Genomic DNA, 14,002 nt, shown 5'->3' on the forward strand with positions numbered 1-14,002 from the left:
GAGTTTGCTTATGAGCTATTTAATTTATTTACTTGTTAACTTACTTACTATACTTATTCATTTACACTACTGACTTATATCTCTACTGACTTATATGCTCTACTGACTCATATGCTCTACTGACTCATATGCTCTACTGACTCATATGCTATACTGACTTATATGCTATACTGACTTATATCTCTACTGACTTATATGCTCTACTGACTCATATGTTCTACTGACTCATATGCTATACTGACTCATATGCTATACTGACTCATATGCTCTACTGACTCATATGCTATACTGACTCATATGCTATACTGACTTATATGCTATACTAACTCATATGCTATACTGACTCATATGCTATACTGACTCATTTACTCAACCGACTTTGTTAACTTTCTATCTATCAACTTTACTTAGTTATTATGAATTATACTATATTTATAGAACCATCAGCATGCTGTAGAATGGAGCAAACTCATGAATAATCGAATATATCACGTTACCATTGACCTTCTTAACCATATAATGTCTTTTATGGTTGTCTATGCAATCATGGGTACTATACTACTGTTTTTCCAAATATCAAACCTGTGGGCGTTAGCCTTAATTCCCCTTACCGGGCTATTATTGTCCTATACCATAAGAAATAAGCTGAAACATATTTGGTCCTTCCTGCTGATACATCTTTTTCTTATAGCAACAGTGTTTTTGTTAAGCCCGTCACTGCTTACCAAAATATTATTTCCAGTCTATATATTATTTGTAACCATATTTGGATTGGCTCAAAGATTAAAAGAAGAAAATCTGCGCAGGAAAAATAGCAGTCCCTCCCTACTATTTGTATTCCTTCTGCTGATAGCCATAAATACACAGTTAGAACTGGTTTACCTAAACACCTTTTTATTTCAACTGACATTGCTCTTTATTGTTCTTTATTTTATAAACAGTTATCTGATTAATTTCGAGCAATACTTCAGCCTGCAGCAGGAAACAAGTAATGTACCTTTTCGTCAGATTAAAGCAGCCAATCATACCTTTATCATATTTTTTCTGGGTATTGTGCTAGTCTGTATGGTAAGCTTTACAAGGCTGCCTCTGGGAAGCTTCGTTTCGTTTCTTAAAAATGGAGTTCTTTCCTTCCTTCGTTGGATATTTTCATTTATTCGAGAATCTGATAATAATGTTTTGCCACAAAATGATGAGCGACCAAACTATACCTTGGATGATTTTGATTTTAAAGAACCTCCTGCACCAGCGTCACCACTTATGGAATATATTCAAAAAATACTCACTGTGCTTCTAGCTATAGTAACCATTGCCGCTTTGCTCGCGCTTCTATCTTATGCAGTATATAAACTATATCAGGCTTTTTATCAGGATAAAAGGAATCTATTACGAGATAATACGGAGTTCTTATCTCCTTTTGATAAAAGAGAAAAACTTAAAGCAAATGGCCTTCATACTCGCAAAAAGAGTTTCTTCCTTCTTAGGAACCAGACTTACAGTGATAAAATAAGAAAAGCATTCTACAAAGCTGTTATATCAAATAAATCATCTTCTCCGCCTGCCATTTCAGCAACTCCTTTGGAGCTATCAGAATTTATTCTCAAAGAAAAGAAGTTAGAGGAGGATAGCAAAAATAATAAGGCTGAAGCCATCGCCTACTATTATGAGAAAGCACGATATGCCAAAGATGAATGTGATAAGAAAGATTTAATTGAAATTAAAAAACTTATTCATTAGAGAAGGGGAAGAAAGGATTGTTATGGATTGTTATATCTTATTCTTAAATCTATTTACTTATAAATATTATGAATAATTTACCGAATATATTTCCTGAATTCATTTCAATTTATATAAAGATAAAATGTGCATACTTATCTTTATTACCCTGCTGATTATACCTTGTTTATAAATAAAACCCGGTTGTGGATTAAAGACATTCATTTTAATTATTTTGTGGATTAAAACCATTCAATTTAATTATTTTGTGGATTAAAGCTTTCTAAATTTAATTATTTTGTAAATAAACAAAGATTAATTTTTATTGATATAATCTATTATTAAATAGATTTGCGAAATTAATTATATGTTACCTTTTATTTCATCATTTAGAATAAATTCTTCTCTTTTGTTTTATACATCAAAAAAGCTTAACAAATTGTTCTCTAACACTTAGCAGCACATAAACTCTATCACGCTTAGTAAACCATAAGTTCTATCACGTTTAGCAGCTCATAAGCTCTATCGGGACTAGTAAGTAAGACATTTTATCATTTTACTAACCATATTAACCAACCTTCTATTTCTGCTGTTAAAAAGACAACCAGATATGAACCAGTGATCAGGGGGTACAGACACATGCCTTACCACTATAAAGTATTATCTATAATCTATATACAAAAAAGCCTGTGAACTCAACCTACTAAGCTGAACCACTGGCTTTTCTTCTATTTATAAGACCTTCACAGTCCTTCATTCGATTTGTATCTTCAAAACTACACACTTTTTGATTCCATCTAATCTTAGGTCAAGCCCTCGACCTATTAGTATTAGTCAGCTGCATGCATTACTGCACTTCCACCTCTAACCTATCCACCTGATCGTCTTTCAGGGGTCTTACTGCATTCGCATGGGATATCTTATCTTAAGGGGGGCTTCACGCTTAGATGCCTTCAGCGTTTATCCCGTCCCGACTTGGCTACTCGGCCATGCACTTGGCAGTGCAACCGATACACCAGAGGTCAGTCCAACCCGGTCCTCTCGTACTAAGGTCAGCTCCTCTCAAATATCCTACGCCCGCGCCGGATAGGGACCGAACTGTCTCACGACGTTCTGAACCCAGCTCGCGTACCGCTTTAATGGGCGAACAGCCCAACCCTTGGGACCTAATACAGCCCCAGGATGCGATGAGCCGACATCGAGGTGCCAAACCACTCCGTCGATGTGAACTCTTGGGAGTGATAAGCCTGTTATCCCCAGGGTAGCTTTTATCCGTTGAGCGATGGCAATCCCACTTTATACCACCGGATCACTAAGTCCTACTTTCGTACCTGCTCCACCCGTCGGTGTCGCAGTCAAGCCCTCTTATGCCTTTGCACTCTTCGGATGGTTTCCGTCCATCCTGAGAGGACCTTTGAGCGCCTCCGATACCCTTTCGGAGGCGACCGCCCCAGTCAAACTCCCCACCTGACATTGTCCACTGCCCGGATCACGGGCACATGTTAGAAACCCAGTACTGCAAGGGTGGTATCCCAACAACGGCTCTGCGGCAACCGGAGTCACCGCTTCTTAGCCTCCCACCTATCCTGTGCATGCAATACCGAATCCCAGTATCAAGCTAGAGTAAAGCTCCATGGGGTCTTTCCGTCCTGGCGCAGGTAACCAGCATCTTCACTGGTATTTCAATTTCACCGGGTGCATTGTCGAGACAGTGCCCAAATCATTACGCCTTTCGTGCGGGTCGGAACTTACCCGACAAGGAATTTCGCTACCTTAGGACCGTTATAGTTACGGCCGCCGTTTACTGGGGCTTAAGTTCAACGCTTCGGATTGCTCCTAACATCTCCCCTTAACCTTCCAGCACCGGGCAGGCGTCAGCCCATATACTTCACCTTACGGTTTTGCATAGACCTGTGTTTTTGCTAAACAGTTGCTTGGGCCAATTCTCTGCGGCCTGTATTTCTACAGGCACCCCTTCTCCCGAAGTTACGGGGTCATTTTGCCGAGTTCCTTAACAATGCTTCTCCCGTCGGCCTTAGGATTCTCTCCTCATCCACCTGTGTCGGTTTACGGTACGGGCTTATAAAAAACAATAGCGGCTTTTCTTGGCAGTGCCTCCATCAGCTTCCCTACTTATATTTCGGTCCACATCACGTCTTCCCATTGTGGAACGGATTTTCCTGCTCCACTGGTACCTCGCTTGTACCGGGTATTCCTCACCCGGCCCTGACTTTGTCTCTGCGTCCCCACAGTTCTGTTTTTATAAGGTACAGGAATTTCAACCTGTTGTCCATCGACTACGTCTTTCGACCTCGCCTTAGGTCCCGACTTACCCAGAGCAGATCAGCTTTACTCTGGAAACCTTAGATATTCGGCCTGAAAGATTCTCACTTTCATCTCGCTACTCATTCCGGCATTCTCTCTTCTTATCCCTCCACGGCTCCTTACGGTACCGCTTCGTCGGTATTAAGAATGCTCCTCTACCACAGTAGTTATCGTTAGATTACTACTATCCACAGCTTCGGTGTCGTGTTTTAGCCCCGGACATTTTCGGCGCAGGACCTCTCGACTAGTGAGCTATTACGCACTCTTTTAATGTGTGGCTGCTTCTAAGCCAACATCCTAGTTGTTTTCGAAATCCCACATCCTTTTCCACTTAACACGCACTTTGGGACCTTAGCTGGTGGTCTGGGCTTTTTCCCTTTTGACTACCCAACTTATCTCGTGTAGTCTGACTCCTGATCATCATCTGTATGGCATTCGGAGTTTGATAATCTTCGGTAAGCTTTGACGCCCCCTAGGATATTCAGTGCTCTACCTCCATCAGACTAAATCAAGGCTAGCCCTAAAGCTATTTCGAGGAGAACCAGCTATCTCCGGGTTCGATTGGAATTTCTCCCCTACCCACACCTCATCACCACCCTTTTCAACGGATGTGTGTTCGGTCCTCCACCGCCTTTTACGGCAGCTTCAACCTGGACATGGGTAGATCACCCGGTTTCGGGTCTACTTTTACTGACTCGTAGTTTCCGTAAGGATACTACTTATTCGCCCTATTCAGACTTGGTTTCCCTTCGGCTCCGAGTCTTAAACTCTTAACCTTGCCAGTAAACGTAACTCGCCGGACCGTTCTACAAAAAGTACGCGGTCCACCTGTAAATAGGTGTTCCACAGCTTGTAAACACAGGGTTTCAGGTTCTCTTTCACTCCCCTCCCGGGGTTCTTTTCACCTTTCCTTCACAGTACTATGCACTATCGGTCACTAAGTAGTATTTAGCCTTGGGGGGTGGTCCCCCCGACTTCCCACAAGGTTTCTCGTGTCTCGTGGTACTTCGGATCCCGCTCGCTGACTTCCGGTTTCGCATACGAGGCTTTCACTCTCTTTGGCTGGCTTTCCCAAAACCATTCTGCTACCTTTCATCTCACTTGTTGCGGTCCATAACCCCAGAGGATAAATCCTCTGGTTTAGGCTCTTTCCATTTCGCTCGCCACTACTCTGGAAATCGAGTTTTCTTTCTCTTCCTCCGGGTACTTAGATGTTTCAGTTCCCCGGGTTCCCTCTATTAAGCTATGTATTCACTTAATAGTAACGGAGGTTTTCTCCGTCAGGTTTCCCCATTCAGAAATCTGCGGGTCAAAGGATATTTGCTCCTCACCGCAGCTTATCGCAGCTTATCACGTCTTTCATCGGCTCTTAGTGCCAAGGCATCCACCCTGCGCTCTTATTAGCTTGACCTTCGCAGTCTTTCGACTGTTGTGTCTTCAGTTCCGCAAATTTGATATAATCTCCTTTGCTTCTTCTGTCTGCATCATTTTTCCATCTAGCGTGACAGAAAAACAAACGCATATTTATTAGATGTCTTCAAATCAAATGTGTAGTTTTCAAGGTACAATTGTTTTGTTTCTTTCTTATGTGTACTCTGACTGTCTGTTGACAGTCTGTACTTAAGGTTAAGAAACAGTGGTCTAATGAGAATTGAACTCACGCCTGCTGTTACCAGCTGCTCTTCCAATTAAGCTATAACCCTTTTTCTTATATGAAATAACTACAGAGTAGTTATTTTTTAATAATCCGGCAGCCACCTGCTCTCCCATACCGTCTCCAGTATAGTACCATTGGCCGCTTACGTCTTAACCATCGTGTTCGGGATGGGAACGGGTGTGTCCCATAAGCGCATCGCCACCGGAAATTTTTTGTTATTCAATTTAAGGTTTATTTATAATAACAAAAACATGTTTTATAGTCAACCTGTATTTTTTACCAGCTGTTTTATATTGCCGGCACGCAGTTATACGCATTGCGAAAACTACTTTTTTGATAACTCAACAGTAAAACAACCCCTACTTACTTCCTTAGAAAGGAGGTGATCCAGCCGCACCTTCCGATACGGCTACCTTGTTACGACTTCACCCCAGTTATTGAACCTGCCTTCGGCTGCTCCCTCCTTACGGTTGGGTCACAGACTTCGGGCATTTCCAACTCCCATGGTGTGACGGGCGGTGTGTACAAGACCCGGGAACGTATTCACCGCGACATTCTGATTCGCGATTACTAGCGATTCCAGCTTCATGTAGTCGAGTTGCAGACTACAATCCGAACTGAGATGACCTTTTTGGGATTTGCTCACTCTCACGAGGCTGCTTCCCTTTGTAGTCACCATTGTAGCACGTGTGTAGCCCAGATCATAAGGGGCATGATGATTTGACGTCATCCCCGCCTTCCTCCAGGTTATCCCTGGCAGTCTCCCTAGAGTGCCCAGCCGAACTGCTGGCTACTAAGGATAAGGGTTGCGCTCGTTGCGGGACTTAACCCAACATCTCACGACACGAGCTGACGACAACCATGCACCACCTGTCTCCTCTGTCCCGAAGGAAAGGATCGGTTAAGATCCGGTCAGAGGGATGTCAAGACCTGGTAAGGTTCTTCGCGTTGCTTCGAATTAAACCACATGCTCCACCGCTTGTGCGGGTCCCCGTCAATTCCTTTGAGTTTCATTCTTGCGAACGTACTCCCCAGGTGGAATACTTAATGCGTTTGCGACGGCACCGAAGGTCTTTTGACCCCCAACACCTAGTATTCATCGTTTACGGCGTGGACTACCAGGGTATCTAATCCTGTTTGCTCCCCACGCTTTCGAGCCTCAACGTCAGTTACAGTCCAGTAAGCCGCCTTCGCCACTGGTGTTCCTCCTAATATCTACGCATTTCACCGCTACACTAGGAATTCCACTTACCTCTCCTGCACTCTAGCAACATAGTTTCAAATGCAGTCCCGGGGTTGAGCCCCGGGCTTTCACATCTGACTTACATCACCGTCTACGCTCCCTTTACACCCAGTAAATCCGGATAACGCTTGCCCCCTACGTATTACCGCGGCTGCTGGCACGTAGTTAGCCGGGGCTTCTTAGTCAGGTACCGTCATTTTTTCGTCCCTGCTGATAGAGCTTTACATACCGAAATACTTCTTCACTCACGCGGCGTCGCTGCATCAGGGTTTCCCCCATTGTGCAATATTCCCCACTGCTGCCTCCCGTAGGAGTTTGGGCCGTGTCTCAGTCCCAATGTGGCCGTTCACTCTCTCAAGCCGGCTACTGATCGTTGCCTTGGTAGGCCATTACCCCACCAACTAGCTAATCAGACGCGGGTCCATCTTACACCGATAAAATCTTTTCACACGGTACCATGCAGCACTGTGCGCTTATGCGGTATTAGCAGCCGTTTCCGGCTGTTATCCCCCTGTGTAAGGCAGGTTACCCACGCGTTACTCACCCGTCCGCCACTAAGTTCATAAGCTTCCATCCGAAGACTTCCGCTTATAAACTCCGTTCGACTTGCATGTGTTAAGCACGCCGCCAGCGTTCATCCTGAGCCAGGATCAAACTCTCAAATTAAAGTTTAATCATTTTCAGAATTAACATTGGCTGTTTAAGAATCTTAGGATTTGCTTCGCAAATCCAATTCAAACAATCGTTAATTTCCGGTAGTTCAACATAAGTTGTACTACTTTTTACTGTTTTAAGGTTGTACCATTTCTGGTACTGTTCTTTTTCAATCATTAAGACCGGAGTCCTAAATCCTGAATGAAATTTATAAGAAAATTTCAGGGTTGTTATACTGTTCAGTTATCAATGTTCAATTTGCTCTTTCAAGCGGCTAATCAGTTAATTTTCAGCAGCTATTCTTGCTTACTCAGTTTCTTTATGTCAGCAACTCATCAGTGCTTTATTACTATATCATAGTACTTATTGTTTGTCAACATTTATTTTATAGTTTTTTTATCAGTTTATTTCAGCAGTATTCATAATTATCAATGCTTTATTAATTGTTTAATTATTTAATACAATAATGTTTATATTCTGAAATTAATCTAAAATAATGTTATGTGTTTTGCCACTTTATAAGCAGCGAAGTTAATAATAACATTTTTACAATCATATGTCAACCGCAAATTATCACTTTTTATCAAATTATCATTTATTTTGTTAAGTTATCGTATTGAAATTTTGCACCCCTCCTCATTTTACTATAAATAATACTCTTTCCATTATTCGTGTAGATTTTATTCTTCATTATTTTAATGTGTCAAGTCATGTGATTGGTATATGAAGGAGCATATATATTAATGAGTAAGTCCCTTACTTAACATGAAAGAACTACGATACAAACAACTACAATAACTCTAACTTGTTTAATCGATTAATCGTGAATAAAAATGACTCTAAATATAATAATGGAGCGGGATTCAAAGAATCCCACCCCAACCAACCATTGACACAGAGCCAATAAAAATTGATGATAAATCCCTTCATACACTAATGAGTATAAAGAGAAAACTGCTTAATACCCATTTTACATATTCTCAAATATTTACCTAAAATTTATGCCCCAGTTTTTTGATACAGTAAAGCATCAATATTCAGTAAATCTATTTAAGTTTATATGCAAAATTAATTAAGCAGCTTTCAATAATCATACAACATAAAGAATGAACCTAATAATTATGTTTTTCCTTTTTGGTATTCAATATGTTTTTATGTTTTTATGTTTTTATGTTTTATGTTTTTATCTTTTAATTTGTTATATTTTTAATTACTTTATACCTTTAACATGTCTTTACATTTTATATTTTATATGTACTATATTTTAAAGTCTTTAATTAACCGTCTGTTTTCATTGCTTCGATAGCACTTATTTTTGTAGCTCTACTTGCAGGATAGTAACCTGATAAAATTCCTACCAGCATTGACAGTCCTGCTGCTACTAAAGGCAACCATAGGGGAATATCTGAAAACTTACTGTTTTCCGGATTATACATATAGTTAGTAGACATAAGTGCTTGGAACAGCGGTCCGCCAAACTTATTAATCGCCCAAGAGGCTATATAGCTTAAGGTAATACCTACCACACCTCCTATAAGACCAATCATTCCGGCTTCAAATAAGAAAAGCTTCTTTACATCACGTACCAGACATCCTAATACTTTCATAATGCCTATTTCCTTCGTTCTCTCATAAATAGACATTATCATGGTATTAGCTATATTGATAGCGGATACAAGCATGGATACCGCACCAATTGCCCCAAGTACCATCTGCAGCATATTTGCAGTGCTTAGCATAGGTGCCATCAGTTTTGCAAGACTGTCCGTCTGATATCCAAGAGCATCTATGGCTTCCTGCACCTCTTCCACATTTTTAAAGTTATCAACTGTTACTTTTAGATTACTGTAGTTAGCAACAGCTGATAAGGCCTTCTTTCTTTCTTCTGCCTTTAATGTACTGACATATTTCTGATATAAATGTCTGAAATAATTAATATCCATATAACCGAAGTAATCAAACTCATAATTATTTGATTTCTCCAATACAGCATATTGCTCCACTTTAACGGAAAATGCTTTTTTCTTAGGATCCATTTGGTATTGATAAGGATTAAACCCAAAGTTTACCTTATCTTTGGTAATATCAATCTGCTTAGAATCATAATTTCTTGAATATGGATTATAAAAATTCATTAAGGCGTCACTTCCGAAAACAATAGGCTTATTATTTTCAGGTGTTGGCAAAGCTCCCATTGTAACTCCGGGAAATTCCATGGCCGGCATATAACTGCTGTCAATTACATATAGCTGTATATTCGTTTCGTATTTACCGCTGGTTAAGTAAGCTGAAGTAGATATAAGTGGTACAACAGTCTTCACATGAGGTATAGCCATTATCTTATTGACTAGTTCATCATTCATAGGTTCTGTCTTGAAAGAGGTATAATTACCCTTATCATCTACATAACCGCCTGAACTGTTAACCGTAATCGTTGTCAGACTTCCAAGCTCCATAACCTGCTGGGTATAATTCTTCTTCATACCGATACCAATTGATATCATAACCACAATGGAGATCGTTCCAATAACAACACCCATTACTGTCAGAAGTGTTCTTGCTTTTCTGCGGTTTAGATTCCGTAAGCCTATCTTGATTAAATCACTAATCTTCATAAAGCTCTATCCCTTTTTTTATTTTACGCTTCGCCAACAGGATACCAATTGTTACACTAACAGCAAGAGTCAGAAAAGAAATTCCGATTACGAAAGGCCAGCTGGAAAGCAGCGGATCTTTGGCTCCATCTCCCATTCCAGTTCCCATATCTCCTGTTAAATCGCCGTTATATCCTCCATCAGAACCGCTAACGGCTATTTCAGATGTTGCCATGAGTGCAGTGCTATTTGTTAAAAACACCTGTACTCCCAGGTCTTGATTCATTTCTATTATCATGGCTAATCTCCTTTCTGTCTTATTCTGCTTCTTCCAGTTTTCTTAATTTCTTTTTATAAAGTCCAATTTTAATTTTTCTCGCTCCAACTATACCAGCAACCAATACCACACATTGTATGATGATAAATAACCATGGAGGAAGTATAGGGCTCTTAGCAGTGTCAATTACTCCACCGTCAGGAATAGGGTTCGTACCCGGGTCCGGCATGTATACGCCTTGTATGGTACCTTCAAAGTCTTTTGTTAAAGTAACTTCCTGACCGGTACTATCCTCAAAGATAACGGTCAATACACCTTTTGCCTGACCTTCTATTGCAGGGATTACTTCCATCTCACCCATTTCCTGACCACCGGCTTCTACATTACCAATATAAAGATTATCACCTGTACTGAGTGTAAAATCACCGGATACACTGGCTCTAACATTATTAAGAGGTGATTTACCCATATTATAAAAATCAAAAGTTAAGGTTGTTGCCTGGTTTACAAAAGCACCATCCCAGGAACCTACTGCAATGTTATCCACGACAGGTCTTGAATTTTCAACTGCCTGTAAATTTATTATTTCCTTGGCGGTCTCTCCTATCTGACCTGTAGTAGGGTTTGCCTCTGCTCCTTCATAATCATAATCCATAGTAATTTCTAACGGATACGCTTTGGTAACGGCATCAGATTTAACTCTAAGAGTCAGTTTGTTCTGTACAGCTTCTCCTGCTCCTATTGAGCTGATATAAAAAGTATTGCTCCCCTTATCCATGGAGAAGATATTATCAGTCTGATTTATAGTTACTTTTATATTTCTCGCATTAATACTTGAGTGTGTGTTCTTGATATCAAATACAAAATCAAAAGTACTTCCAGCTCTTAATTCCTCTGTGCTTGTGGAGAAATCGCTGATAATTAATTTAGGTTTACTGGATCCTACACCGCTATTCTGAACATTTAATATATAAAGTGTTGCGGAATCACCGGTATAAGTTTTACCATTAGCAACAAAGGAGTATTGCAAAGTCAGGCTGTTCGTACCTTCCGGTATTGTTTCTCCTGCCATAAAGGACATGCTGACCTTGACCTTCTTACCGCCTTTTATGCTGTCTATGTAATAATAAGGTTCAGAACTTAGAGGAGCAAATGCAGCTGTGCCTGTAGCAGCAGGTAAGGATATCTTAATGTCGCTGATATCTAATTTGCTCTTATTCTCTATATCAAAACTTACATCAACTCTGGCTCCTGCATTGGGTGCATCCGGGCTCTGGCTTACATTTGTAATAACAATGTTTGGTTTTCCCTCTGCATCAACACCTTCAGCGGTTTCAACCTCTAAATAAAGTGTAGTTTTAGCAGTATATTCTGTTCCACTTTCATCTTCATAAGTAAAGGTTACAGGAACTTCTTTTAATCCCACCTTTGCCATCTCAGAAACAATGAGTGGTATCTTAACATCTGATTTTCCATTTACTGCAAGATTCTTAACTGGGAAGGACTTACCGGTATATCCGGGAAGAAATCCTTCAGAACCAAGGCCTTCTATTGTAACTTTAATATTATTTGCTATACTCTTTCCTGTGTTATGTATAGTAGCTACCAGATTGAATTTATCACCTGCAACCAGTTCACTTGCATATTTTGTGCTTACAATTTCAATTACAGGTGCATTGGAATTTGCAGTTACTGTTATGTAAATCTGGCTGGTACTGGTAAAGGAGTTACCGTCTTCATCTTTATATTTCATGTTGACAGTCAGTTTTTTAAGTCCTGCTGTTGCGTCTTTCTGGATTTTTAACGGCAGGCTGGCACTGTAAGTATCTCCGCCCTTTAATACTCCTGAATTTCCTATCTTCTGCTCCAGCTTGGAATATCCAGGTGCAATCTTTGCATCCTCAAAGCTTTTATCATCAATGCTGAAATAAGCATTTCTTGCTGTAATCTTGCCTTCATTTTTGATTGTGAATGTAAGATCGATACTCTTACCGATCACCGCATTCCCATAATCAATATTGTCAACAGTAAGCTGTGCAGGTTCAATTTCATCAGAAATGATAAAGTTAAGTTTAGGAAGGGCCAGTGACACAGAATCATATTTACCTGCATCAGCATTATAATAGGAACCGTCAACTGTAACTTCAAGTTTTGTAGTACCGATTTTAGCCGTTTCTTTCACTTTTAGATCAAACTCTATAAAACTTTTTACATATCCTATATAACCGTCTTTGACAATAGCATTTTCATCAGCTGTTATCTTAATATTACTAACCGCATAAGGTTTTCCTTCTGTTGCAACAGTTACTCTTGGCTGTTCTATGATAGAATATGACCCTCCTGAAGTTTTAACAGGCAGTTTAACATGAACTGACTCTCCCGGTTTTCCCTGAATATCACTTACTGTTTCTGCAAATATAATACTTATATTGCCGCTGCCTTCAGAAGCATTTGCAATTGTCCCTCCGGATAAATTAGCTGCCATTAATGCAATTATCATAACGACAGTAAAGATTCTCTTAACCTTTCTCATCCTTTAACCCTCTTTTCCTCTATGATACTTTCTTCACTATTTACTTCTACCGTAGTTATATTCTCCGGAGAGTCTTCTATAGCAGGTATTTCGTCTGCTGTTTTTATAACCTCTGCTTCAGGAATATCCAGCTCACCAGCCTCTGGCTCATTGGTCACAGCAATATCCATCGAAGCTGAGTCCTTTACTTCAATGTCCTGAATCTTACCGTCCAGGATATGTATAACACGATCTGCAAAATCTGCTAATCGTCTGTCATGAGTAACCATTACAATTGTCTGGTTATGTTGTTTTGCCATGGTTTTTATTAATTTCATGACATCCATTGCAGTTCTGGTATCCAGGTTACCTGTTGGTTCATCGGCAAACACAATTTCCGGATTAGCAACAAAGGCTCTGGCGATACCTACTCTTTGCTGCTGTCCACCACTCATTTCCTTGGGTTTGTGGTTTAATCTGGACTCTAATCCTACCTGCTTTAGCATATCTTTTGCCATCTTTTTTCTCTGCTTTGTTCTGACTCGCTTGAAAATAAGAGGGAATTCAACATTCTCCAGTGCTGTCATGGAACCAATGAGATTATAGGATTGAAAGACAAAACCCAGATACCGCTGCCTGAACTTGGCAAGATTGTTCTCATTCATTTTATGTACTTTTTTACCTTTTATAAAAATCTGGCCACCGGATAGTTTCTCAATTCCCGCCATGAGATTTAAAAGGGTTGACTTACCGGAACCGGAGGTACCTAATAAGCAGCAGAACTCACCTTTTAAGATATCAAAACTTACATCGTCTACGGCAAAGATTTTCTCTTGTCCCATCCGGTAAACCTTCTTGACATTTTTAACCTCTATTATTTTTTCAGACTGGTTTGCCACCTTAATTGATCTCCTCCCTATTATATAAATTACTGTTTGATTTGCTTCTGAAGGGCAATAAAACAGCAGTCAATCAGCAACTTATACATCGCCTGTCTTACTACAATCTTACATGATATATCTTA

Annotated in this window: 5 protein-coding genes, 1 tRNA gene and 3 rRNA genes; 1 reads left to right on the forward strand and 8 read right to left on the reverse strand. The window is 40.1% G+C overall.

From position 1 onward, the window contains the following. Positions 1-471 precede the first annotated feature (471 nt). Positions 472-1,737, forward strand: a complete 1,266-nt coding sequence (locus BR73_RS0125190; RefSeq protein WP_033168525.1) for a hypothetical protein — start codon at positions 472-474, stop codon at positions 1,735-1,737. A gap of 783 nt (positions 1,738-2,520) precedes the next feature. On the opposite strand, the gene BR73_RS0125195 is transcribed toward BR73_RS0125190, so the two are convergent. The 8 genes from BR73_RS0125195 to BR73_RS0125225 all read right to left on the reverse strand — a co-directional run bounded on the left by BR73_RS0125195 (position 2,521) and on the right by BR73_RS0125225 (position 13,877). Next, positions 2,521-5,452, reverse strand: a 23S ribosomal RNA gene (locus BR73_RS0125195). Positions 5,453-5,675: 223 nt separating this feature from the next. After that, positions 5,676-5,744 (reverse strand) — tRNA-OTHER (locus BR73_RS28970). Positions 5,745-5,786: 42 nt separating this feature from the next. After that, positions 5,787-5,904, reverse strand: a 5S ribosomal RNA gene (rrf, locus tag BR73_RS0125200). A 169-nt stretch (positions 5,905-6,073) separates the two neighbouring features. Beyond that, a 16S ribosomal RNA gene (locus BR73_RS0125205) occupies positions 6,074-7,607 on the reverse strand. The 16S, 23S and 5S rRNA genes sit together here with 1 tRNA gene alongside, the layout of an rRNA operon. A 1,265-nt stretch (positions 7,608-8,872) precedes the next feature. Continuing rightward, the gene (locus BR73_RS0125210) at positions 8,873-10,210 is read right to left on the reverse strand and encodes an FtsX-like permease family protein (RefSeq protein ID WP_033168526.1); all 1,338 of its coding nucleotides are present in this window, start codon (positions 10,208-10,210) and stop codon (positions 8,873-8,875) included. Next, complete coding sequence (locus BR73_RS0125215) at positions 10,200-10,487, reverse strand: hypothetical protein (RefSeq protein ID WP_033168527.1); 288 nt, start codon at positions 10,485-10,487, stop codon at positions 10,200-10,202. Before BR73_RS0125215 ends, BR73_RS0125210 begins: the two co-directional genes overlap by 11 nt. Positions 10,488-10,506: 19 nt before the next feature. Further along, positions 10,507-12,999, reverse strand: a complete 2,493-nt coding sequence (locus BR73_RS0125220; RefSeq protein ID WP_033168528.1) for a hypothetical protein — start codon at positions 12,997-12,999, stop codon at positions 10,507-10,509. Continuing rightward, complete coding sequence (locus BR73_RS0125225; RefSeq protein ID WP_347463602.1) at positions 12,996-13,877, reverse strand: ABC transporter ATP-binding protein; 882 nt, start codon at positions 13,875-13,877, stop codon at positions 12,996-12,998. Before BR73_RS0125225 ends, BR73_RS0125220 begins: the two co-directional genes overlap by 4 nt. Between the last annotated feature and the right edge of the window lie 125 nt (positions 13,878-14,002).

This window comes from Clostridium sp. KNHs205 (assembly GCF_000702945.1).
Taxonomy (GTDB): Bacteria; Bacillota; Clostridia; order Lachnospirales; family Lachnospiraceae; genus Anaerocolumna.

What these genes read in the sequence shown, in the direction of transcription:
- BR73_RS0125210 (WP_033168526.1), bottom strand. Translation starts at nt 10,210, where the DNA reads ATGAAGATTAGTGATTTAATCAAGATAGGCTTACGGAATCTAAACCGC.
- BR73_RS0125190 (WP_033168525.1), top strand. Translation starts at nt 472, where the DNA reads ATGAATAATCGAATATATCACGTTACCATTGACCTTCTTAACCATATA.
- BR73_RS0125215 (WP_033168527.1), bottom strand. Translation starts at nt 10,487, where the DNA reads ATGATAATAGAAATGAATCAAGACCTGGGAGTACAGGTGTTTTTAACA.
- BR73_RS0125220 (WP_033168528.1), bottom strand. Translation starts at nt 12,999, where the DNA reads ATGAGAAAGGTTAAGAGAATCTTTACTGTCGTTATGATAATTGCATTA.